The sequence below is a fragment of the Microcoleus sp. w2-18bC1 genome (assembly GCF_036700365.1).
Classification (GTDB): Bacteria; Cyanobacteriota; Cyanobacteriia; order Cyanobacteriales; family Microcoleaceae; genus Microcoleus.
Genome location: NZ_JAUBOS010000003.1, coordinates 113,482 through 139,030, shown reverse-complemented (window position 1 = coordinate 139,030; position 25,549 = coordinate 113,482). Strand labels below are relative to the sequence as shown.

The 25,549-nt window shown below is 48.8% G+C and carries 13 protein-coding genes; 8 read left to right on the top strand and 5 right to left on the bottom strand.

Going from position 1 to position 25,549, the window contains the following annotated elements; translation table 11 throughout:
• Nucleotides 1–179: 179 nt before the first annotated feature.
• Entirely contained in the window at nucleotides 180–959 is a 780-nt protein-coding gene (locus QT979_RS03710; RefSeq protein WP_333212961.1) for a TatD family hydrolase, read from the top strand.
• 277 nt (nucleotides 960–1,236) lie between these two features.
• Here the strand turns inward: QT979_RS03710 and QT979_RS03705 are convergent, their stop codons facing one another.
• Complete coding sequence (locus QT979_RS03705) at nucleotides 1,237–1,413, bottom strand: hypothetical protein (protein ID WP_333212960.1); 177 nt, start codon at nucleotides 1,411–1,413, stop codon at nucleotides 1,237–1,239.
• A gap of 134 nt (nucleotides 1,414–1,547) precedes the next feature.
• Here QT979_RS03705 and rpoB point away from each other — a divergent pair, with 134 nt between their 5' ends.
• From rpoB to QT979_RS03685, 4 genes are all read left to right on the top strand, one after another.
• The gene (gene rpoB / locus QT979_RS03700; RefSeq protein WP_333054817.1) at nucleotides 1,548–4,934 is read left to right on the top strand and encodes a DNA-directed RNA polymerase subunit beta; all 3,387 of its coding nucleotides are present in this window, start codon (nucleotides 1,548–1,550) and stop codon (nucleotides 4,932–4,934) included.
• Nucleotides 4,935–5,083: 149 nt separating this feature from the next.
• The gene (locus tag QT979_RS03695; protein ID WP_333308218.1) at nucleotides 5,084–6,172 is read left to right on the top strand and encodes an HNH endonuclease; all 1,089 of its coding nucleotides are present in this window, start codon (nucleotides 5,084–5,086) and stop codon (nucleotides 6,170–6,172) included.
• 84 nt (nucleotides 6,173–6,256) lie between these two features.
• Nucleotides 6,257–8,131 carry a DNA-directed RNA polymerase subunit gamma gene (locus QT979_RS03690; protein WP_333212958.1) on the top strand — a complete coding sequence of 625 codons (1,875 nt, stop codon included), beginning with the start codon at nucleotides 6,257–6,259 and terminating at the stop codon, nucleotides 8,129–8,131.
• 457 nt (nucleotides 8,132–8,588) lie between these two features.
• Entirely contained in the window at nucleotides 8,589–12,719 is a 4,131-nt protein-coding gene (locus QT979_RS03685; protein ID WP_333308216.1) for a DNA-directed RNA polymerase subunit beta'', read from the top strand.
• Between the two features lie 299 nt (nucleotides 12,720–13,018).
• Here QT979_RS03685 and QT979_RS03680 read toward each other — a convergent pair whose 3' ends face one another.
• On the bottom strand, nucleotides 13,019–13,414 hold the full coding sequence (locus QT979_RS03680; protein ID WP_006632892.1) for a response regulator: 396 nt from the start codon (nucleotides 13,412–13,414) through the stop codon (nucleotides 13,019–13,021).
• A 1,505-nt stretch (nucleotides 13,415–14,919) separates the two neighbouring features.
• Between QT979_RS03680 and QT979_RS03675 the strand changes: the two genes are divergently transcribed.
• From QT979_RS03675 to QT979_RS03665, 3 genes are all read left to right on the top strand, one after another.
• Nucleotides 14,920–17,472: a DNA topoisomerase (ATP-hydrolyzing) gene (locus tag QT979_RS03675; RefSeq protein WP_333308214.1), complete on the top strand. Its 2,553-nt coding sequence runs from the start codon at nucleotides 14,920–14,922 to the stop codon at nucleotides 17,470–17,472.
• 239 nt (nucleotides 17,473–17,711) lie between these two features.
• Nucleotides 17,712–19,169 (top strand): ATP-binding cassette domain-containing protein, encoded by a 1,458-nt coding sequence (locus QT979_RS03670; RefSeq protein ID WP_333308212.1) that lies wholly within the window; start codon nucleotides 17,712–17,714, stop codon nucleotides 19,167–19,169.
• Nucleotides 19,170–19,294: 125 nt separating this feature from the next.
• Nucleotides 19,295–19,447 carry a chlorophyll A-B binding protein gene (locus QT979_RS03665; RefSeq protein WP_333308210.1) on the top strand — a complete coding sequence of 51 codons (153 nt, stop codon included), beginning with the start codon at nucleotides 19,295–19,297 and terminating at the stop codon, nucleotides 19,445–19,447.
• A 214-nt stretch (nucleotides 19,448–19,661) separates the two neighbouring features.
• On the opposite strand, the gene rpoD is transcribed toward QT979_RS03665, so the two are convergent.
• From rpoD to trxB, 3 genes are all read right to left on the bottom strand, one after another.
• The gene (gene rpoD, locus QT979_RS03660) at nucleotides 19,662–20,828 is read right to left on the bottom strand and encodes an RNA polymerase sigma factor RpoD (RefSeq protein WP_333212954.1); all 1,167 of its coding nucleotides are present in this window, start codon (nucleotides 20,826–20,828) and stop codon (nucleotides 19,662–19,664) included.
• Between the two features lie 1,850 nt (nucleotides 20,829–22,678).
• Nucleotides 22,679–23,563, bottom strand: a complete 885-nt coding sequence (locus tag QT979_RS03655; protein WP_333167603.1) for an ABC transporter permease — start codon at nucleotides 23,561–23,563, stop codon at nucleotides 22,679–22,681.
• Between the two features lie 177 nt (nucleotides 23,564–23,740).
• Nucleotides 23,741–25,111 (bottom strand): thioredoxin-disulfide reductase, encoded by a 1,371-nt coding sequence (gene trxB, locus QT979_RS03650; RefSeq protein ID WP_333308208.1) that lies wholly within the window; start codon nucleotides 25,109–25,111, stop codon nucleotides 23,741–23,743.
• Nucleotides 25,112–25,549: the final 438 nt, after the last annotated feature.

The window sequence follows — 25,549 nt, the reverse complement described above, 5'->3', positions numbered from 1 at the left end:
TATCCTGGATGCTTGATTGTCAAGCGTGAAGAAGTCCAGCGTGAAGCAGGAAGAAGGAAGAAAGAAAACGGAAGATTTTTCCCATACACTCTCTCCCACTCCCACTCCCAGACTCTCTCACTCCCCCCTCGCACTATCCCACCAGGACTCTCCCGTATCACCTCTAATCTGCTTCCCCCATGCAGCTCATCGACACTCACGTTCATATCAACTTTGAGACCTACAAATCTGAGTTAGAAGCCATTCGAGAACGCTGGCGCGAAGCTGGTGTAGTTCGGCTGGTTCATTCTTGTGTAGAGCCAGAAGAGTTTGCCGGCATTCAAGCCATCGCCAACCAGTTTCCAGAAGTGTCCTTTGCGGTTGGACTCCACCCCCTAGATGCCGACAAGTGGAAAGACGAGACTGCGAGCCAGATTAGGGAATTAGCAAGTTCGGACTCTAGGGTCGTGGCGATCGGCGAAACCGGACTGGACTTTTATAAAGCTGACGATCGAGAACACCAGTTTAAAGTGTTTGAGGCACAGCTTTCAATCGCCCAGGAACTTGACAAACCAGTCATTATCCACTGTCGCGACGCCGCCGCCCCAATGGCCGAAATGCTGAGGAACTTTTGGCAAACACGCGGGCCAGTGCGCGGAGTTATGCACTGCTGGGGAGGCACACCCGAAGAAACCCAGTGGTTTTTAGACCTAGGTTTCTACATTAGTTTTAGCGGAACAGTCACCTTTAAAAAAGCCTTGCAAATACAAGAATCAGCTTGTATGGTAAATAGCGATCGCATCCTAGTCGAGACAGATTGCCCTTTTCTCGCCCCCGTACCCCAGCGGGGAAAACGCAACGAACCAGCCTATGTCTACTACGTAGCCGAGCAAGTTGCTAAATTGAGAGGAGTTTCTCTCTTAACTTTGTCCCAGCAGACAACCAAAAATGCCTGTCAGCTATTCGGCTTTTCAGTTTAGTTATAGCAGAACAGAGAAACGAGGAAAACAGGTTGATTTAGGAACCCGCGATCAGGAAAATCCCATTTCTATCCTGCCAGAAAAACCGGATTCATCCTTTATTGGAGATTCTTTTGGCGTTGCCTGTTGCGATCGGATTTGCGTCCTATAATAAAAAGAACCAACCGATCGGGCGTTAGCTTAGTATCCGCGACTGCGATGTCGCCCAGTTCCGGCCAACACAACGCGAGTACGCTAACCTTCGGAATCGGTCAAAACTTCACGCAATACCTCAAACTTACACATCAGAAGAAACTTGGAACCTCAGCAATTTGGCAATAGCTGTCAAGTCAATTTTAGGAGTCAAAAGTGTAGGGAATTCACCCTGGGATACCACGAGATCGGAGCTAAAAGCATCTCGATCGAAACTCAAATCCGCACAAAAATACTGCGAGCCACAAGCAAAAATAACCATTGCAGCAGTTGGCAGGCGATCGAAAACATCATATAAATTCTCTCACACAATCAATCAAAAAAACGCAACAAGGTAAAAAAGCCCAGCCTTGGCGCCATGTAAAAAGCTAGAGCCACTGCGGAAAAAGGACCCCCATGACCACTAAAGATTACACAGAATTCGCCTTCACCTTGCCCGACCTGATCGAAATCCAGCGGGCAAGTTTTCGCTGGTTTCTAGAAGCCGGGCTGATCGAAGAACTCGACAGCTTCTCCCCGATTACAGACTACACGGGGAAGCTGGAACTCCACTTCATGGGCAAAGACTTCAAACTCAAGCGCCCGAAATACGACGTGGACGAAGCCAAGCGCAGGGACAGCACCTACTCGGTGCAGATGTACGTACCCACCCGCCTGATTAACAAAGAAACAGGGGAAATCAAAGAACAAGAAGTCTTCATCGGCGACTTACCCTTGATGACCGAGCGCGGCACATTCATCATCAACGGCGCAGAACGGGTAATTGTCAACCAAATCGTGCGTTCCCCAGGCGTCTACTACAAATCCGAAACCGACAAAAACGGTCGCCGTTCCTATAACGCCAGCCTGATCCCCAACCGCGGCGCTTGGCTGAAATTTGAAACAGACAAAAACGATTTAGTCTGGGTCAGAATCGACAAAACCCGCAAACTCTCAGCCCAGGTGCTGCTCAAAGCATTAGGACTCACAGACGGCGAAATCTACGACTCCCTGCGCCACCCGGAATACTTCCAAAAAACGATCGAGAAAGAAGGACAATTCGGCGAAGAAGAAGCTTTGATGGAGCTCTACCGCAAACTCCGTCCAGGCGAACCCCCCACCGTGGCGGGCGGCGAACAGCTCCTCAACTCGCGCTTTTTCGACCCCAAACGCTACGATTTGGGCAGAGTCGGCCGGTACAAACTCAACAAAAAATTGCGCTTGACAGTCCCCGATACAACGCGGGTGCTGACATCCCAAGATATTTTGACAGCGATCGACTACTTAATTAACCTCGAATTCGACATCGGCTCCACCGACGACATCGACCACTTAGGCAACCGTCGCGTCCGCAGTGTCGGAGAACTGCTGCAAAACCAAGTGCGCGTCGGCCTCAACCGCTTAGAACGGATCATCCGCGAAAGAATGACCGTCTCGGATGCCGACTCCCTCAGCCCCGCGTCTCTGGTCAACCCCAAACCGCTGGTAGCAGCAATCAAGGAATTCTTCGGTTCCTCCCAGCTATCGCAGTTCATGGATCAAACCAACCCTCTGGCAGAACTGACTCACAAACGTCGGCTTTCGGCCTTGGGCCCTGGAGGTCTGACTCGCGAACGCGCCGGATTTGCAGTACGGGACATTCACCCGTCCCACTACGGCCGGATTTGCCCGATCGAAACACCAGAAGGCCCCAACGCAGGTCTGATTGGTTCATTGGCAACTCACGCCCGCGTCAACCCCTACGGCTTCATCGAAACTCCTTTTTATCCAGTAGAAAAAGGACGGGTGCTGCGCGACAAAGCCCCTGTTTACATGACAGCCGACGAAGAAGACGATTTGCGCGTGGCCCCCGGAGACATCAGCCTCGACGAAAACAACAACCTCTTGGGCGAAACTGTAGCCGTCCGCTACCGCCAAGAATTCACTACCACCACTCCGATGCAGGTGGACTACATGGCGATTTCGCCGGTGCAAATTGTCTCCGTCGCGACATCGCTGATTCCGTTCCTGGAACACGACGACGCCAACCGAGCTCTGATGGGATCGAATATGCAGCGGCAAGCTGTGCCGCTACTGAAACCAGAACGGCCCCTCGTCGGTACGGGCTTGGAAGCTCAGGCGGCGCGAGATTCGGGGATGGTTGTGGTTTCCCGGATCGACGGCGAGGTGATTTACATCGACGCTACCCGGATTATTGTCAAACCCCTGGCTGTAGATGCCGAATCGAATTCCAGCGAAGAACATTTCCTGATTAAGGAATACGACGATCTCAAAGTCAAACAGCCCTCGGTTTGGAAGCAAAAATATGCTGGCTGCATCGAACACGAACTGCAAAAATATCAGCGTTCTAACCAGGATACTTGTTTAAACCAGCGTCCGCTGATTTATGAGGGCGATCGCGTCGTAGCAGGTCAAGTGCTCGCCGACGGTTCCTCCACCGAAGGGGCAGAACTCGCTCTGGGCCACAACATCCTCGTAGCTTATATGCCTTGGGAAGGATACAACTACGAAGACGCCATGCTAATTAGCGAGCGTTTGGTGTACGAAGATGTCTACACTTCGATCCACATTGAAAAATACGAAATCGAAGCCCGCCAAACCAAACTCGGCCCCGAAGAAATCACCCGTGAAATTCCTAACGTCGGCGAAGACGCGCTGCGCCAGCTAGACGAACAGGGGATTATCCGCAAAGGTGCTTGGGTAGAAGCCAGCGACATCCTAGTCGGCAAAGTCACCCCCAAAGGCGAATCCGACCAACCGCCGGAAGAAAAACTGCTGAGGGCAATCTTCGGCGAAAAAGCCCGCGACGTGCGCGACAATTCCCTCCGCGTCCCTAACGGCGAAAAAGGCCGCGTGGTAGACGTGCGGGTGTTTACCCGCGAACAGGGCGACGAACTGCCCCCCGGCGCCAACATGGTCGTCCGCGTCTACGTAGCTCAAAAGCGGAAGATTCAAGTCGGCGACAAAATGGCCGGCCGCCACGGGAATAAGGGTATTGTGTCCCGGATTTTGCCGATGGAGGATATGCCCTACTTACCCGACGGGACTCCGGTTGACATAGTGCTCAATCCCTTGGGCGTACCGTCGCGGATGAACGTGGGTCAGATTTTTGAGTGCTTGCTGGGATGGGCCGGCGAAAATCTCTCGATGCGGTTCAAGATGGTGCCTTTTGATGAAATGCACGGCGCTGAAAAGTCGCGGGAAACCGTACACGGTAAGCTACAGGAGGCACGGGAAAAAACCGGTAAGCCTTGGGTGTTTAATGAAAAGCACCCCGGCAAGACTATTGTCTACGATGGCAGAACTGGGGAACCGTTCGATCGCCCAATCACAGTGGGCATCGCCTATATGCTGAAGCTGGTGCACTTGGTAGACGATAAGATCCACGCCCGTAGCACAGGCCCTTACTCGCTAGTAACGCAGCAGCCTTTGGGTGGCAAAGCGCAGCAAGGGGGTCAGCGGTTCGGAGAAATGGAAGTCTGGGCTCTGGAAGCGTTCGGCGCAGCTTATACTTTGCAAGAGTTGCTGACTGTCAAGTCGGACGATATGCAGGGGCGGAATGAAGCGCTGAATGCGATCGTCAAAGGCAAAGCTATTCCGCGCCCCGGTACGCCGGAATCTTTCAAGGTACTGATGCGGGAGTTGCAGTCTTTGTGCTTGGATATTGCCGTGCACAAGGTGAATACGTCCGACGAGGGCAGCGAGCACGTTGAGGTGGATTTGATGGCGGATGCTGGAGGCAAGCGATCGCCCTCCCGGCCTACTTACGAGTCGCTTTCTCGTGACGAACTTGACGAAGATTAGGCATTAAAGATTAAAGATTAAAGATTAAAGATTTTTTGACAGCATTCAATTCTTTAATCTTTAATCGGCAATCTCCAATAAAAATGCCTCAGCAGTGTTCGTACCACTGCTGAGGCGAATCAACGCTCTAAACAGGAGAGACGCTGAACATGAATATTGTAACAGTTGTCCCAGGAATTCAAGGAGAAGTTGACCGCTCGACCGGCTGTATTAATTGGCAAGGGAGCAAGTTTGGCAACGGTTACGCGCGCAAGTGGATCGATGGCAAAACAGTATTAGTCCACCGTTTAGTCCTCGAATCAAAAATAGCAGGATTCCTCGGTTCCGGTTATTTTGGTTGCCATACCTGCGACAATCGAAGCTGCATCAACCCGGCACATCTGGTAGTAGGTACTGCTGCTGAGAATACTGGGCAGATGATTGGGCGCGATCGCAAAACTCCCAGACGCAAAAGTATTCCCGGTATTGGCATATTGTCGATCGCACAACTACGGGAAATTCAGACTAAATATTTATCTGGAACAGTCAAAAACCACCTAGCAAAAGAGTATGGGGTACAACATGAAACTATTACTAAGATACTTCAGACAAATATTCCCGATAACTTCACTACAGTTTCGCCAGGTTTTTTAGGAGAAATTCAAGACAACGGCTGCATCATTTTTCAAGGCTCAAAGGACGGTCAAGGCTATGGCAGGTACTTTAAAAATGGGAAATCGAAATCAGTCACTCGTGCTGTTTTAGCAGAGAAATTAGGATGTGAAATTCCCACTTCAATAGATGCTTGTCATAGCTGCGATCGTCCCAGTTGCATCAATCCAGAACACCTGTGGGGTGGTACCCGTTCCCAAAATTCATTAGATGCTTCTAAGAAAGGACGCACTCAAGGCAAAAGTCATCCCCTTTCCAATGCCAAATTAGATTGGGAAAAGGTGCGAGAAATTCGACAAAAGCTAGCAGCAGGAGAGAGGATGAAGGATGTAGCACAGGAATACAGTGTCGGCCGCAAAACCATACACGATATTAAATATCACGTCACTTGGAAGGAAGCAGGTCAACAGGTTCCACTTCCTCGCATGGGTGGACATCTTGATCGCAAATTTACTTTTGCTCAAGCTCTTGAAATCAGAGAACGAATTCAAGCCGGAGAATCCATTGCTAAAATTGCTCAGGAATTTGGGGTATCCAGAAATGTCATTTCTGATATCAAAAGGAATGTCACATATAGAGGAGAATAAAATTGATTTAAGCCGCAAAAAAATCCAACAAAAAAGATAAATTACCACAAATTATCGACTGTAAATCATCAATTGGAGTCAAGAATGGCTAAAATAGAACAACGCTTTGATTACGTCAAGATCGGGTTAGCTTCACCAGAAAGAATTCGACAGTGGGGAGAGAGAACTTTACCCAACGGTCAGATAACCGGCGAGGTGACAAAACCCGAAACAATAAATTATAGGACATTAAAACCTGAAATGGATGGCTTGTTTTGCGAGCGCATTTTTGGGCCTGCAAAAGATTGGGAATGTCATTGTGGGAAGTACAAACGAGTTCGCCATAGAGGCATTGTTTGCGAAAGATGCGGTGTAGAAGTCACTGAATCTCGCGTCCGCCGTCACCGGATGGGATTTATCAAATTAGCGGCTCCAGTAGCTCACGTTTGGTATCTCAAAGGCATTCCGAGTTACATGGCTATTCTGCTAGATATGCCGCTCCGAGATGTCGAACAAATCGTTTATTTCAATGCCTACGTTGTCCTCAATGCAGGTAATGCAGAAAAGCTGCAATACAAGCAATTGCTCACAGAAGATGCTTGGCTGGAAATAGAAGACGAACTTTACAGCGAAGATTCCACACTCACAGGTGTAGAAGTAGGGATTGGTGCTGAAGCTTTGCAAGTTTTGCTGCAAAATATTCCGCTAGAAAGTGAAGCGGAAAAGCTGCGGGAAGATATTGCTAATGCTAAAGGTCAAAAACGGGCGAAGTTAATTAAACGCTTGCGAGTGATTGACAACTTCATCGCTACGGGTTCTCAACCCGATTGGATGGTGCTCAATGTGATTCCGGTGATTCCCCCCGACTTGCGGCCGATGGTGCAGCTAGACGGCGGGCGTTTTGCAACGAGTGACCTCAACGACCTTTACCGGAGAGTAATCAACCGGAATAATCGGTTAGCGAGACTGCAAGAAATTCTGGCACCGGAGATTATCATCCGCAACGAAAAGCGGATGCTACAAGAAGCTGTGGATGCGCTGATTGACAACGGTCGCCGGGGCCGGACAGTGGTGGGGGCAAACAACCGCCCGCTGAAGTCGCTGTCGGACATCATTGAAGGGAAACAAGGTCGCTTCCGGCAAAACTTGCTGGGGAAACGGGTTGATTACTCCGGGCGTTCGGTGATTGTGGTGGGGCCGAAACTGAAGATTCATCAGTGCGGTTTGCCGAGGGAAATGGCGATCGAACTTTTCCAGCCTTTCGTCATCCACCGCCTGATCCGCCAAGGATTGGTCAACAACATCAAAGCTGCCAAAAAACTGATCCAGCGCAACGATCCCAGCGTTTGGGACGTGCTTCAGGAGGTGATTGAAGGACACCCGGTAATGCTGAACCGGGCGCCGACGCTTCACCGTTTGGGGATTCAAGCCTTTGAGCCGATTTTGGTGGACGGGAGGGCAATTCAGCTTCACCCGCTAGTCTGTCCGGCTTTTAACGCTGACTTTGACGGCGACCAAATGGCCGTGCACGTGCCTTTGTCTCTGGAATCTCAGGCGGAAGCGCGCCTGCTGATGCTGGCTTCTAACAACATTATGTCGCCGGCAACCGGAAGACCGATCGTTACTCCTTCTCAAGATATGGTGCTCGGTTGCTATTACTTGACAGCCGAGAATCCTGACGCTCAAAAAGGAGCCGGTCACTATTTCTCCAACCTTACCGACGCGGTTGTAGCTTACGAACAAGGAATCGTTGACTTGCACTCTTATGTGTGGGTGAGGTTTCAAGGCGCCATAGAAAACACAGAACCCGAGGGAGAACCGCTGAAGGTGGAACGCTCTACCGACGGTATAGTGACAAAAGAATACAAGTTCCGCCGGGTTCGGGAAGACGGAGAGGGCAAGGTACTCAATCAGTTCATTCGCACTACTCCGGGCCGGATTATCTATCACCAAACGATCGAATCGGTAATTAACAATTAGAAATGGGTAATGGGTAAGAGGTAATGGGTAAGAGGTAATGGGTAAGAGGTAATGGGTAATAAGTGACCAAAGATCGCTAACAAATAATAGTGATTGAATCCGGAAAAATTACCCATTACTACTCAGCAATACTTCGGCTCTGCGGTTCCTGAGCGAAGTCGAAGGACAGTAAAAGTTACCAATTACCAATTAAGTAGGTAGGTGAAAATAAACTTTCTTATGGGAAGAGCAGGTGAGTGCATTCATCTTCTAGCTTAGCTCTCTTCCTTATACGCTAAACCCACTCCTACAAAATGCTTGGTGTTTTTCCCCACCGCTCTACTTCTCAATTACCAATTACCAGTTACCAATTACCAATACTTCGGCTACATGGTTCCTGAACCCTTCGGCTTCGCTCAGAAACAGAAGTCTAACGGCAGTTAAAGTTACCAATTACCAATTACCACTACTCAGAAAAATGACAGAAAATAAGGAAATTGTTTTTCGCAATCGAGTTGTTGACAAAGGTCAGCTCAAAAAATTAATCTCTTGGTCTTTCATGCACTACGGAACGGCCCGTACAGCGCAAATGGCCGATAAACTCAAAGACTTAGGTTTCCGCTTTGCGACACGAGCGGGAGTTTCGATTAGCGTAGACGACCTGCAAGTGCCCCCGTCAAAACGATCGCTCCTAGATGCAGCCGAAGAAGAAATCCGCATCACCGAACAAAAATACACCAGAGGCGAAATCACCGAAGTCGAACGCTTCCAAAAAGTAATCGATACCTGGAACAGCACATCAGAAGACCTCAAAGACGAAGTAGTCAAAAACTTCCGAGCCACAGACCCCCTAAACTCGGTCTACATGATGGCATTCTCCGGGGCGCGGGGAAACATTTCTCAAGTGCGGCAGCTAGTCGGAATGCGCGGATTGATGGCTGACCCCCAAGGCGAAATCATCGACTTGCCAATTAAAACCAACTTCCGCGAAGGACTCACTGTCACCGAATACATCATCTCTTCCTACGGCGCGCGCAAAGGCTTGGTAGATACAGCGTTGCGGACGGCAGACTCTGGCTATCTGACTCGCCGTTTGGTGGACGTATCCCAAGACGTAATTGTGCGGGAAGTGGACTGCGGCACTCAGCGGGGAATTCGAGTCCGGCCCATGACAGACGGAGCAACAGTGCTCATACCCCTCAAGGACAGGCTGCTAGGGCGGGTGTTGGCCAGAGATGCGGTACACCCCAAAACAGGGGAAATCGTGTCTTACGGCAGCGAAAAAGCCGTCCGAAATCAGCCAATTACCGATGAGTTGGCGACGGAAATTGGTAAAGCTGGGGTGGCAGAGGTGTATTTACGATCGCCCCTGACTTGCGAATCGACCCGATCCGTTTGCCAGCACTGCTACGGCTGGAGTCTTGCCCACTTGAAAATGGTGGACATGGGAGAAGCGATCGGGATTATTGCAGCTCAGTCGATCGGGGAACCGGGAACCCAGCTCACCATGCGTACCTTCCACACCGGGGGCGTATTCACCGGAGAAGTCGCCAAACAAGAACGCGCCCCCTTCCCTGGCGTAGTGAAATTCAAGAACCTGCGTACTCGCTCCTTCCGCACAAGACACGGCGAAGAAGCACTGGTGGCAGAAAACAACGGCAAACTCGTATTTGAGGGCGACGGATTTGAAGAAGGAAAATCCGGTGCCAAAAATCAAAAACTGAAAATCGAATTGGCGATCGTCCAGGGTTCGACTCTGATGGTCAAAGACGGACAGCGCGCCATTCCCGGTCAAGTTTTGGCAGAAGTGCCGATCGTCGGTCGCGCCGCCCGCAAAACTACGGAAAAAGTGACTACAGACGTGGCTTCCGACTTAGCCGGAGAAGCCAAATTTGCCGACTTAGTACCAGAAGAAAAAACCGACCGCCAAGGGAACACCACCCGCACAGCCAGCAAAGGCGGGCTGATTTGGATTCTCTCAGGAGAAGTCTACAACTTGCCCCCTGGTGCCGAACCGGCAGTGAAAAATGGCGATCGCATTCCAGCAGAAAGCGTGATTGCCGAAACTAAACTCGTCTCCGAACACGGTGGCGTAGTCCGCATCGCTGACCCCAGAGAAATCGAAATTATCACCGCCCAAGTCCTGCTCGACCAAGCAGTCGTGCGGGCTGAAAGTGCAGGCGGCCGCGACCACTACACGATCGAAACATCTTCTAAGCAGCGGTTTTCCCTGAAGACTGCTCCTGGGAGCAAAGTCATCAACGGGGAAGTCGTCGCCGAACTGCTCGACGACAGCTACCGCACAGCTACAGGGGGCATTGTCAAGTACGGCGGGGTGGAAGTCCACAAACGCGGCAAAGCTAAACTTGGCTACGAAGTCGTTAAAGGTGGCACTCTGCTCTGGATACCGGAAGAGTGCCACGAGGTGAATAAGGATATTTCTCTGCTGCTGGTCGAAGATGGTCAGTACGTAGAGGCCGGTACAGAAGTCGTTAAGGATATTTTCTGCCAAACCAGCGGGGCAGTGGAAATCACTCAGAAAAATGACATCCTCCGGGAAATTGTGATCAAACCGGGCACACTCCATGTGGTTGACCGCCCGCCGCTAACTTTCGGAGAAGGTCAAATCGTCAACGCGGGTCAAGAAATTTCCCCGGGCTTGATTGCCGAAGAGTTGGGCTATGCCGAGTATATCGAAACTCCCGAAGGCCCGGCTTTGCTGCTGCGGCCTGTGGTGGAGTTTCCGGTGCCGGATAAGCCACCAGTGCCTTCTCAGACGGCGCTGAATGAGTCAATCTCTTTGAAAGCGGTGCAGCGACTTCCTTATAAGGATGGGGAGCGCGTCAAATCTGTCGAGGGATTGGAACTGCTGCGGACTCAGCTTATTTTGGAAATTGGTTCTGGAGCTCCGCAACTGGCGGCGGATATTGAGCTCCTGCCCGATGAAGATGATGCTATGGCTTTTGGAGCCGACGGTTCGGGCCCGGCTTGGGGATCGGCTGAAGACGGTACGGAGTCGCAAGAAGTGGCGATGACAGTAGCCGATGGGGGCGATCGAGTTTCCAAGACTTTCCGCTTGCAGCTAGTCATTTTGGAATCGCTAGTGATTCGGCGGGATGTGTCTGCTGATCCGACTCAGGGCAGCACTCACACGCGACTGTTGGTCGAAGATGGGCAGTCGATCGCGCCCGGGGCCGTAGTCGCCCGCACCGAGATTCTCTGCAAAGAAGCCGGTATCGTTCGGGGCATCCGTGAGGGACATGGCGAACCAGTGCGCCGACTGTTGGTGATGCGAGATGCCGATTCTATTTCGATAAGCGTGGCGGGTACGCCGGATGTGAGTCCGGGTCAACTGCTGGTAGCCGGTACCGAAATAGCTCCGGGGGTTGTTCTCGAAGAGTCCGGCCAAGTTGTGAAAGTTGTACCTGCGTCGGAGACAGAACCGGCGAAACTCTTGCTCAGGGTGGCTCGTCCTTACAGGGTTTCGGCTGGTGCTGTGCTGCACGTAGACGACGGCGACTTGGTGCAGAGGGGTGACAATTTGGTGATTCTGGTGTTTGAGCGGGCAAAGACTGGGGATATCATTCAAGGTTTGCCACGGATTGAGGAACTTCTTGAAGGGCGGAAGCCGAAGGAAGCTTGTATTTTAGCCAAGCGGCCGGGGACGGCTCGTGTGGTTACGGATGACGATGTTGTGGAACTTGCGGTGATTGAGGATGATGGCCGGATTGAGGAGTATCCTTTGTTGCCTGGTCAAAACCCGATCGTTTCCGACGGACAGCGCGTCGGCGTCGCCGAAGCTTTGACCGACGGGCCTGCTAACCCTCACGAAATTCTGGAGGTGTTCTTCCACGTACTCAAGGAGCGACAGTCTACTTTTGAGGCTGCCTTGGAGAGTTTCCAACAGGTGCAGACGTTTTTGGTGAATGAGGTGCAGTCGGTTTATCAGTCTCAGGGCGTGGATATTTCTGATAAGCACATCGAGGTGATTGTCCGCCAGATGACCAACAAAGTCAGGATGGAAGATGGCGGCGATACTACTATGCTCCCCGGCGAGTTGGTAGAATTGCGGCAGGTTGAGCAGGTGAATGAGGCGATGTCAATTACTGGTGGAGCGCCGGCGGATTATACTCCGGTGTTGCTGGGGATTACTAAGGCTTCGCTGAATACTGATAGCTTTATTTCTGCTGCTTCGTTCCAGGAGACTACGCGGGTGTTGACTGAGGCTGCGATCGAAGGTAAGTCTGACTGGCTGCGGGGGCTGAAGGAAAATGTGATTATCGGCCGCCTGATTCCTGCCGGTACTGGGTTCAATGCCTATGAGGATGCTGGGGTCCAGGATGCGGGTTTTGATGGTGCTGTGTTTGATGACGACATCCACGATTTACAGGAGGATGTGGTACTTGATGACCGTACTGCGCGCCGTGCTTATACGATCGAGAGCGGTTTTGAGATCGGGCGCCCGTCTGATCTTGAGCCTGATGAGGATTTTGAGGAAGTTGAGGTGGATGAGGACGATTTTGTCGCTGAGACTGAGGATGATGCCTTGGGAGCTGATGTTGACGATGATGATGATATCGGTTTTGACTTCGATGAGGACGAAGACTAATCATAGTTTTGAGATTGCATGAATGAGTGAACAGCGTTGCGATCGCTGAGGATAATTTGGTTCCTCGCAGCAACGCACACTTCTATTTCATGACTTGAAAAATCTCAAATTATCCTCACTAATTAACAGTCCGAACTCATAGCCTTGTGCGATGAGACATCCAAAGGAAGAAGGAAGAAGGAAGATTCAGAGTTTAAGCAAACTTTGTAATTCTAGAGTTTTAATTGTTTGTTGGTTTAAACAAACAATTCTTTCTTCCTTCTTCCTTTTTCCTTCTTCCTTCTGCATATATGGTTCACTCAATCAGGCAGCAAAGCCTTGATTTGATTAACAAACTCTTGATGGTCTACCACAGGTTTAGAGATGTAACCGTCGGCACCGCTTTGATCCAGAAATGTTTCTTTATCACCAGCCATCGCGTGAGCAGTCACCAAAATAATCGGCAGCGATGCCGTTTGTGGGTCAGCTTTGAGGAGTTGAGTAATCTTAATCCCGTCAACAGATTTGCCCTGGTACACGCTGCGCGAAAGAGACACATCCATTAAAATCAAATCAGCTTCGCCGTTGGCAGCAATCTGCATCACCTCTTCAACATTTTCCGTGTGCTTCACGGCTAAGCCCCCCCGCTTAGTCAGAATTTTGGAAAAAACCCGAGCATTAACCAAATCGTCCTCTACAATCAGAACGGTTTTCATAAATAAATATGGGAAGTATAGAAACTTTGTGACTTTAGTCCAAAGAGGAACACGACACGGGGACTACATTCCCCGTCAAAAATGCAGAGTTTTTAGCGCCATCAGCCGGGAACCCTGCAAAACCCGTATGTATATCCTTGAGCCACTAGCTGTGAGAGGGTTTACAGATGCCTAGAAGCATCCAGTACCATCATTTAGACTACTATACACAGACAGTTTAGTTGTTTTTTATAACTAGACCTGGCATTGGTGAGAGTCTCAAGATTCTCAGGTACCAGGTTTCTAGTATAATCCAGGAGGCATGGACGACCCTCGAAACCGGGTTTTGCTCGTTTCGGGGGGCTATAAGGAACTATTGCTATGAAAAAACCCGGTTTCTGACTACCCGTGCGTCCTGGACTTATAATATCCTTTCTTTCGGTCAAGCCTCCGGCTTCTACCATTTTAGATTTTAGATTTTAGATTTTAGATTTTAGATTTTAGATTTTAGATGGGAACTGATTGAGTGGATATCAGTTTGGATCACGGGTCTAAAGTTGCATTATTTTTTAAACTGGTATTATAATCGGGAATGTGTGATAATTATTTTCCTTCTTCCTCATTAGAATCAAGCCATGTTTATTCACGTACTCCCGTCGCCACAGCATTCGGAGTAGCGAATCTAGCGGGGATTGGTGGGGATTGTTGGAGATTCCTAATTCTCTGTTTTAACCCCTCAAAACGGCTTAAAATATCGACGCTTCCGTTCATCCATGGGATGTCAGACTAGGAAATATCGCCAGGAGAGCTTTTGACTGATGAATTCATAAATATCGGCATTTTTGACACTCTCAGCGAGTCACGGCCACGCTCTATGGTTCAATAAGCCCAAAACTTGGACTTCACTCATAGTCCAGTCGCCTCTACACGATCAGAACAAGTACCAGTACCAGACGTATTCCAATTCCGCTTACTTTTCTTTTTTAATACTTTCGGAGTCCATCACGCTTGCCAAAACACGGTAAGCTCGATCGTCTACCATTGCTGCTTGATCCACGCTACGGCTGTACTGAGACGAGATCAATCTGGGGTTTCTCCTGAATAAAATATTTCTTCGTGTAGATGGTTATTCCTAATTGCAATTAAATTCTATCATGGATTGACGGGGACTCAAGTCCCTCGTGACGCTTTCCTAGGAAAAGCTAAAGCCTCACTAGGTTCTGAGTTTTGGGCATTCCGTGTTCTCCTGTGAATCAATCTTCTCACGGCAGAAGGTAAATAGACAGGTAGGCACAAATGAAGGCAACATAGAGGTTAGGGTAAGAGTGGAGAGTAAGAGGCAAGTGTTGCCCGTCTTCGGGACTCTGATTCTGCTTTCACAAGTTAAGTTTATTTTTATTCTTCAACTGGGCGGTTGGGTCGAACTTTCGGTTCGCCTGCGGCAAAGGCTTTTCAATCGAGACAGGGAACCTCGGCATTATTGACAGAGGCTGTTTTCACTCAGGAATTAACGGACACAAAGACTCATGGCTAAACAACTCAACCTACTTTCCGGGCAAGTAATTTCTACGCCTCTGCACGCCGAGATGCAGCAATCGTACCTCGAATATGCCATGAGTGTGATCGTCGGGCGAGCTTTGCCTGATGTCCGCGACGGTTTAAAACCTGTTCACCGTCGAATTTTATATGCGATGCACGAACTCGGTCTGACGCCAGACCGACCTTACCGTAAGTGCGCCCGGGTAGTTGGAGATGTTTTGGGAAAATATCACCCCCACGGCGACCAATCGGTTTACGACGCTCTGGTACGCATGGTTCAGGAGTTTTCGAGCCGGTATCCTTTACTGGCGGGTCACGGCAATTTCGGTTCGGTGGACAATGATCCGGCGGCTGCTATGCGCTATACGGAAACGAGGCTGGCACCGATCGCCCACGAAGCTATGCTAACCCAAGTCGGCGATGCAACTGTTGATTTTACTGCTAACTTTGACAGTTCCCAGCAGGAACCGACGGCGCTGCCTGCTCAGTTGCCGTTTCTGTTACTCAATGGCTGTACGGGCATTGCTGTGGGGATGGCAACTAATATTCCGCCGCACAATTTGGGGGAGGTGGTAGACGGTTTAATTGCTTTGATTGAAAACCCGGAACTATCGGATGAGAAGTTGATAGAACTGATTCCGGGCCCTGATTTTCCAACCGGAGGGGAAATCGTCGCTACAGAGGGCATTGTTGACGCCTACACTAAGGGTCGAGGCAGCATTGCGGTCAGGGGTGTGGCAGGGGTGGAAGAGGTGCCAGGTAATCGCAAGGTGCGTACTAAAACGGCGATCGTGGTGACGGAGTTTCCGTTTCAGGTAAATAAGGCGGCTTGGATTGAAAAGGTGGCGGAGTTGGTTAATGCTGGCCGCCTCGACGGTATTTCTGATTTGCGTGACGAGAGCGATCGCGAAGGCATTCGAGTGGTGATTGAACTCAAGCGGGAATTTACCCCTGAAGCGGTTCTCGCTCGTCTTTACCAGCAAACTGACCTGCAAACAAATTTTGGGGCGATTTTGCTGGCAATTGTCAACGGTCAACCGCGACAGTTGACACTCCGACAATTGTTGCAGGAATTTCTGGATTTCCGGGAAGTGACTCTGACCCGCCGCTACAATTACGAGTTGCAAGCTGCAGAACGCCGCTGTCATATTGTCCAAGGCTTAATGTTGGCTTTGACAAATCTCGATACCGCGATCGACATTCTCAGAAATTCTCCTGACGGCTCTACTGCTAAGCAAACTTTCCAAGTTCGCCTCAATTTGAGCGAAAGTCAAGCTGATGCGATTTTGGCGATGCCTATGCGGAGGCTGACTGGTTTGGAAAGGCAAAATTTGCAGTCTGAGTTGGATGAGTTGATGGCTAATATTCAAGAATTGCAGCGGTTGTTGAGCGACAGGCGCGAACTTTTGAAGGCTTTAAAGAAGGAATTTCGATCGCTAAAACGCAAGTACGCTGACCCCCGCCGCACTAAATTCGCCAATGGAACTGCACGCGCAGCAAACGCCGAATCACAGTTTGCTGGTAAGAAAAATTCTGGGGTGAAGCAGTTGTCACCGGCAACGATTCAGCCTAACTTATTGCCCGTTCTTGAGCCAGAGGAAACTATTGTTGAATTTTCGCACAAGCAGTACGTGCGACGCTTGCCGACAGGGGAAAAGCCACGCTCGAAAAGTCGCGAAAAATCGGTTTCAGCTTTAGAAAAAAATGAAGATTTTATTGTGACGGCAAATCTGACGAAAACCGATCGCACTTTGGTCGTCTTAACTCCTAACGGCAAAGCTTACCCGCTGAAAGTGGCCGATATTCCTAGTAGTAGCGCCAAAGACCGGGGAACGCCGATCGTTAGTTTGTTGTCGCCGAGTGCTACTAAAGACAGTGCCGATCGCGCTTTGTCGGAAATCACAGTTGCACACTTTATTTTGCCGGAAAATTCGGAAGCCGCGGATTTAGTAACTCTGACTCAGCAAGGAAAAATTAAGCGCTTGGCGATGCAGGAATTTGCTGATTTGACTAATCGTGGCGTTACTGTTGTTAAACTCAAGGAGGACGATCGGCTGCGCTGTGCGAGTCTGGCTAAAGTCGGGGAGCAAGTGGCGATCGCAACTTCAGGAGGCCGAGTCCTCCGGTTTGAGATTGATGATGAACAACTGCCGCCAATGGGCCGCGCGGCCCAGGGCTCTCAAGTAACCAGGTTGCGGAAGCAGGAACAGTTGGTGGGTTGCATCACTCTCTACCCGGACGACAGTCTGGTGCTATTTTCCGAGTTGGGTTGGGCAAAACGAATGCCTGCAGGTTCTGTCAGACTTACTAACCGGGGCGAAATTGGCACTCAAGCTTTTCGTTTCTCAGAGCCTAAAGATGCTTTAGTTGGCTTGCTGCAGGCTGTTCCGGGTACGGATGTCAAACTTTTTACTAATTCTGGCCGCGTGCTGCGATCGACTATTGATGCTATAGCTTTTTGGGGGAAAGATGCTGCGGGCGATCGAGTTTTTGACCTAAATCCAGGTGAAAGAATCATCAAAGTTATCAGCAGTCAATAGTCAATAGTCAATAGTCATGGGGCATGGGGCATGGGGCATGGGGCATTAATCTGATTTGTGACCTCTGACTTCTGACTTCAACATCCATCCGTTAAATCATTTAAATCCTGTACACTGCTCGTTCCCCAACTTCCTCCTTCTTTGAATATCTCAATTACCAAGACCCAATGCCCTATGCCCAATTCCCAATTCCCAATTCCCCAATCTAAAATCTAAAATCTAAAATCTAAAATTGTTTAATGGCGCAAGTTGTATTAGAAAATATCTACAAAAGTTTTCCTCTCCGCCAAGGAGAACAGGAAAAAGAAGCAAACACTGTCGCAGAAAATGTCTCGCCTATAGCCGATCGCCCTGCGTCTAACAGCGTTTTGCGGCGCATTAACCTAACGGTCGAAGACGGGGAGTTCATGGTGCTGGTGGGCCCTTCTGGCTGCGGAAAAAGCACTTTGCTGCGATCGATCGCCGGTTTGGAAGTTTTGACTGCCGGCAATATTTGGGTGGGCGATCGGCTGGTTAACGATTTGCCTCCTAAAGACCGAGATATCGCTATGGTATTTCAAAATTATGCTCTCTATCCTCACTTAACAGTTTACGATAATCTCGCCTTTGGATTGCGCCGCTCGGAAAGGGAGAAAGACCAAAGAAGGAAGAAGGAAGACGGAAGACGGAAGACGGAAGATGAAAGACGGAAGACGGAAGATGGAAGACGAAAGATGGAAGAAGAGCTAAGGCAGAAGGCAGAAGGAGGAAGAGAAGGAACAAGCCAGAATGCAGAAGGAATCAGCAAGAAAGTAGAAGAGGTTATTAATTATTTAGCTTCTAATTCTTTTAAAAATCCTCTTATTTATCTTTTGTTTGAGGACTTTTTAGGAGGAGCGACTCGCAAGCTGCCTCCGGGTTTGCGCTATTTATCGGAACGGGAAAAAGCCGTAGGAGAACGAGTCCTGAAGGTAGCTGAATTATTGCAAATAGAATCTCTTTTAAGTCGCTTGCCGAAACAACTTTCGGGAGGGCAAAAGCAGCGGGTAGCTTTGGGTAGGGCGATGGCTCGAAATCCTGAAGTTTTTTTGATGGACGAACCGTTATCGAATCTTGATGCGAAATTGAGGGCGGAAACTCGATCGCAAATTGTGCAGTTGCAGCGACAGTTGCGAACTACAACTATTTATGTGACTCACGACCAAACTGAGGCGATGACTATGGGCGATCGGATTGCTATTATGAATAGAGGCCAGCTTCAGCAAGTAGCTCGACCTCTAGAGCTTTACAATAAGCCGGCTAATTTGTTTGTTGCTGAGTTTATCGGTTCTCCGCCGATGAATTTTTTGTCGGTGGAATTTAGTGCTCCGCTGTTGATTTCTCACCCGCACTTTCGCTTTACTTTACCCGATATTTGGGCAAAAAGTCTACAACAGTATGACGGGCGAAAGCTAATTTTGGGCATTCGGCCGGAACATCTGAGCATTAACCCTCCGGCTACCAAAAATCTTTCGGTACAAGTGGAAATTGTAGAGGCTTTGGGACACGAAACTTATTTGGGGGTTTGTTTGACGGATGCTCCGGCGGTGAGGATGCAAGTGCGGGTTCCTCCTGAGCGATCGATCCGAGTTGGCGAGGAGCTTTGGTTGGCCATCGCCCATGACAAAATTCACTTGTTCGATCCTGATACAGAGTTGGCTATTTTTCCTGTTAGGTAAAATCCTCAAGGTCGATCGACCCTTGTTACCGATATCAATTTCACAGGTTCGTACTTTTTTCAAGTTAATGTTATATTTATTTACATAAGCCTTACTTACAAAAGTTAACGAAAGGAGTTCGCACTATGCAAGAACAAAAACGCAACGCTTGGAACTGGGGCTTTAGCGAGGGAGCCGAAAATTGGAACGGTCGTTTGGCGATGATTGGTTTCTCTGCCGCTGTCATCGTCGAATTGGTTTCCGGTCAAGGCCTGCTGCACTTTTGGGGTCTGATGTAATTTTCTAGTTAAGAATTTGGTCACACTGCAAAGTTTGGGAGTTCCGTAATGGACTCCCTAATTTTTGGCAGCGGGATTTGGGCAGCAAATAGCCACTTGCTCCGGGCAGTTAGCAGCACAAAATTTAACCGCTATAACTCCAACCGGGGCGGGGGGTCTCCCCCCCAAAAAAAAGAGTGCGAATCACTCTTTTGGGTGATGCTAGCAAATTACTCTAGCGGATATATTCTTTTAAGATGCTGTTGCGGTTAGGATGGCGCAACTTCCGCAGGGCTTTAGCCTCGATTTGGCGAATTCGCTCACGAGTGACGTTAAAGATTTGACCAATTTCCTCCAAGGTCTTCATCCGTCCGTCATCTAACCCATAACGCAGCCGCAGTACATCTCGTTCTCGGGGGCTGAGAGTATCCAAAACGCTTTCCAAGTCTTCCCTAAGCAAGTTTTTCGAGACTTGATCTTCTGGTGTTTCCCCGTCAGATTCAATAAAATCTCCCAGACGTGAGTCTTCCTCTTTGCCGATCGGAGTTTCTAGAGAGATGGGCAACTGTGCGGACTTAGCAATGAACCGCAACTTCTCGATCGTCATCTCCATGCGGGTAGCAATTTCTTCTTCCGTAGGCTTGCGACCCATTTCCTGAGACAGGAGTTTGGTAGTTTTTTTGATCCGCGAAATGGTTTCGTAAAGGTGAACCGGCAGGCGGATAGTGCGCGATTGATCGGCGATTGCCCTGGTAATGGCTTGACGTATCCACCAAGTTGCGTAGGTAGAAAACTTGTAGCCTTTTTCGTGATCGAATTTTTCCGCGGCCCGGATCAGACCCAAAGAGCCTTCCTGAATCAAATCTTGGAAAGACAAACCGCGATTCATGTATTTTTTGGCGATCGACACCACCAAACGCAGGTTTGATTGCACCATTTTTTCCTTGGCCCGACGACCGACGTGGAGTCGGTGACGGAATGCAGGAAGTGCCATATCTACAGCATTCGCCCATTCGCTGTCTTTAGGTTCGCGGTTATACTCTTCGAGCAGTTGTTCTCGAACTCGCTCTAATTCCAGCAAATCTGCAATCTTGCGTGCTAGTTCAATCTCTTCGTCAGCTCGCAGCAGTCGAATCCGACCGATTTCTTGCAGGTAAAGACGAATAGAGTCTTCAGTATAATGCTTTTTCTTTGCCTGTGCTCGACGGCGGGCTTTGGCGCCTTTGCCAGATTTAGGATCTTCCTCAGATTGAGAGTCTAAGAATTCTTCTCGATCGTCTTCTTCGTCGATAAAGAGTTCTAACTCGCTCTCAGGTAGAACGCTTTCGGCGCTGCGAAGCAACTCGATTGTTTCCATTTCCGGTGTAATTGTGGTTGCGAGTACGGTGTTAGCTGGGATCATGCCGTCTTCCTCATGCTCCTGAATTAAAGAATAAATAACAGTGGAATAGTGTCTGTTTGTAGTTTAGACAAGTTAGCCAGTATTGACATTCCCGCAGGAAGAAATAGTGGGATTTTTGGTCTGCTAGCTGAATTTGTTACCGAAACTGCACCTGTTTTATGAGTCACGGTTCGAGTTCTGGTTTGAAGCAGTCAGCGCATTCAATTGATCGCAGATTTTAACATCGCGACCTTAAATTGAGCTAGCGGCTTTTTCTTTCGGAGCGAGTTACCACATCATCTGCAATACCTTGCCCAGAGAAGCAAACCATGAAGTGCGATCGATCACACTTCCAAAAATACTGGCTTTTTTACTCGGTACTTCGAGCTTTTACCCGTACAAGTTTTCCCGCACGGAACCCTCTAACTTTTGTATTGGAGGTGTCGAACTTTTGATTCGCCTTGCTTTCACTCTGGTTGTCAGACATGACAGTTGCACGGCAAGTTTTCGCCACCTTGGATGCCGGTCTGCTGCCTCAAATGCAACAGCAGAGGGTTGAAGCACCAAACGGGGAGAATCGGATCTTGCAAAGACCTTCCCGATTGTAGCCTTTCTCACAAAAAATGGAAGTTGTTTTCCATTGTTGGTCAAGAACTAGGAAAACTCTGTCAGCTTAGCTTGACAATACTAACTCATGTCCGGCTCTGCTAAATCCTGAGAACGGCCCGCAAAAACTTTGGCACGATCAAACGGCCCTGTTTTCTGCGTATATCTGGGTGAACGGCTGCGGCGTAGTTGGCCAGACAGTTAGCAGACAATTTTTGAGTTGCCCAAATGGGAACCAATACAATCCGTGTAGATACACCCATCATTACCCTGTTTCCCTGAATTGAATCATACGCAATCTGCGATTGAATAAAGCTCGTAGCTTTAGTTTTAAGTCGGTAACTCTGGATTAAAGACCGACTCTGACCCCCAATGAAGCGTTGCGGGTTGAGTAGTGCAACAGGGGCTTTCATTGTTAAGTTAGCTCAAATCTCAGAAATTGGGTTTAATTTTCACGTTAAATCACATTAAGTTCTTAACGTCACATTCTTATTTAAGCAGTTCGACACGAGTTTGTCGCGTCCATGGCAAAAACCACCAGGATAAATTCTACTGAGAGTTAACCCGCCGCGCAACTCTAGGCTGCGGACTTCTCTAAAATTTTTGGCTTTCGGTTCGCACTTGCGCGATCGCACGGTCTCACAAACAATACAATTCGACATCTCCCGGAAGTATAACTTCACGATTCCTTTAAATACATTGTGACAGTGTGAAGATTCAATAAACTCATTCCATCAATTTTAGGTACTATTCCCGAATTGTCTTGATAATTTCAAGCAGACGGAAAAAAGCCACAGCCGACGTTGCTGCAACTGCCAACAGATGATAACTCCGCCAGGGAAGAAAAATGTATCCAGTTAGCGATGTGCTTGCTATGGTTAGAGAAGGCCTCAACTTCAGGATACTTAAAGCAATGGAACGGTAGGACGTTAGTGCGATGCTCAAAATTTTGTTATTATTTACAGCGTGTCCTCAGAAAGCACAGAGTCTCGCTTTATCCTCTACTCTGGTTTAAATTATGTGGCTTGACCGTTAGGGGATGAAGCTATCAAGAAAAATTTCGGCTCCCTGTCTATATTGACAACCCAACGAAGGTTTACTAGAAAGAATTAACCTTATTGAGAGAAAGATTTAGTAATTAATTAATCGGGCTGATATTACCATCTCTTTATAGCGTGTGTTTGTAGTCAGGACTTCAGTTTTTGTTATATTGCTGAATAACCACTAAAGTCCTAACTGCCAACTTAATTTAACCCCAAGACAGATTACTGCTGATTCCGCAGGCGAGGATTCACAAACTCGTTTAATCCTTCTCCCACCAAAGACAGTCCCACCACCATTAAAGTCATTGCCAAACCGGGAAACAAAGCCGTCCACCAAATGCCGGTAGGTAGCGCATCTAAAGCTAAACGCAAGTCGTGTCCCCATTCGGGAGTTGCTTCGGGAAGTCCTAATCCGAGAAATCCCAAACCTCCTAATGTTAAAATTGCATCGGCAGCGTTGAGCGCAAACAGCACCGGTACGCTCTGAATCACATTTAGAAACAGGTAGCGCGAAAGCACTGTCCAAGTGTCAGCACCCATTGCTCGCGCGGCTTCGACAAACAATTCGGTTTTGACGCTGACGGTGTGATTCCTGACGACGCGGTAGTATTGAGGGATGTAGGAAATGCTCAGGGCGATCGCAGCATTCAAAACTCCTTTTCCCACTACAAACGCTAGCGTCAAAGAAAGCAGCAGCCCCGGCAAAGTATAAATTGTATCCATTAAAAATAACAACACTCGATCGAGCTTACCGCCCAAATAACCGCTAACCAAACCTAGCGGGACACCGATAAACAAACTCAAAGCAGTGGCTAAAATTACCACTTGCCAAGCCGCGCGAGAAGCAAACAGCGTGCGCGAAAACACATCGTAGCCGCTGCGGCTAGTACCAAACCAATAATTCGCCGACGGCGGTTCGTGGATGGGGTTACTCAAAGCCTCGGTAGGATTTTGCAGCCATCCCCAAGCTTGCATAGCTGGAGACAAGGTGGCTACCAATATAAACACGACAGTTATTGTCAAACCTGCCCACATCATTTTCATTGACAGGCTTGACGGTGAGGCACTGTTGAGAAATCGCGGCAGTCGGAGGCGGCTTTGAGCCATAATTGATAATTGGTGCGTCAGATTTGTTTTCATCAGCATATCAATATTTACCGAAAACCATAGGAAGACTTTTTAACCGCAGATGAACGCAGATACACGCAGATCAGATTACATCAGCGTTCATCCGTGTTCATCCGCTGATCTCTGCGGTTAAAAAGTCTTCGCTAATTTGCCTTTCTACAAATTACTGGCAATTAACTCGCGGTACTGGCTTTTCGGCTTAACTCCTTTGAGCTCAGCCACCAAATCTTTGTCTTTGAAATACTGAATCGTCGGCGTACCAATCACGCCAGCATTTTCAGCAATTTCTGGATCTTCTTCGATGTCAATTTCCACATAGTGGATTTTGCCCTCGAACTCATCTACTACTTTGCTCAAAATTGGCTTGAGGCTGTGGCAAGGCCCACAACTCGGAGAGGCATATTTGACCACAATCAGTCGATCGCTATCGTGGAAAAGTTTCCGCAGAGCATAACCTCCTTCGTGGCGCGTGTCTTGGATATCAAAGTTCGCGCTGGTTTTGCGTACTTTTTGAGCTTCCGGCGCTGCGACGGGTTGCTCGGATTCCTCGGTTTGGTGGAATTCCTGAGCTAAACCATTGGACGACAGCCACCTTTCTGCCAACATCGCCCCCATACAACCGCTACCGGCGGCGGTGATGGCTTGGCGAAACTCGTGGTCTTGTACGTCGCCGACGGCGTAAACTCCCTCGACGCTGGTTTCTACCGAACCGTGTTTGGTAATGATATAACCTACTTCGTCGAGTTCTAGCTGACCTTGGAACAGTTGAGTGTTGGGAGTGTGACCGATCGCATAAAACAATCCTTTCACCAGCAAATCGCTCTCGACGCCGGTCTCGATATTTCTAAGTCTCACCCCGTCCATTTTGCCCCCTGGCTCTCCCAAGATATCCACTGCTTCGGTGTTCCAGTGCACGGTAATTTTGGGATTGCTCAGCACTCGGTCTTGCATGGCTTTGCTCGCGCGCATTTGATCGCGCCGCACCAGCATATGTACGTGAGAGCCGTATTTTGTCAAATAAATAGATTCTTCCGCTGCTGTGTCGCCCGCGCCGATTACAGCTAAATCTACTCCTTTAAAAATTGGGGTAGCGCCGTCGCAAATCGCACAGGCAGAAATGCCGTGACTCCAAAATACGTGTTCGCTAGGCAGCCCCAGCCTTTTCGCTGTCGCGCCTGTAGCGATTACTATCGTGTGGGTTTTGATTTCTCTGTCTTCCGATCGCACTGTAAACGGACGCTTGGTCAAATCCACCGAAATTACATCTTCTGTGTATAATTCGGCACCCCAGCGCGCTGCTTGAGCTTTCATCCGATCCATCAGTTGCGGCCCGGTGATGCCTTCGGGAAAGCCGGGGAAGTTTTCGACTTCTGTGGTGGTCATCAGTTGACCGCCGGGGACGCCTCCCGCTTGGTAGCCTTCAAACACTAAGGGTTTCAGGTTTGCCCTCCCAGCGTAGATTGCCGCTGTGTAGCCTGCAGGGCCTGATCCGATAATTACTAGGTTTTCTACGGTTTCGTTGGTCATAGCTATTTACTTAAACTCATAACGACTTCGTTTTACTAATTCTAGCAGAGTTAGATCGAGTTTGGTTTGATGCCATTGGGCGATCGAGCATCTGTATCTATTGTTGAGGGTCGATCGGTCTTCGGGGCAATTCCACCTACTTTAATAAGCAAAAACAATCTAAAAGTCGATTTAGTTTTAAATGTTCGATCTATTTTAAGGGCTGAAATCTTAAGAAAATCTAAAGACGACCAAAATTATTGACTTCATTCTCAATTATTTTACCTATTTACTTGTTTTGAGGCTTGTGGTACGATTTTCACAATCCAGGGGCATTATGACTAATTTAAGTTTTTGACCCTGAAAGCTTTTAAAATCGTAAAATTAACGAACTCTGCAAATGTAATAAGTACAATTATTTATGCAAAACCCGCATTTTATGGTTTAAGAATTGTAACG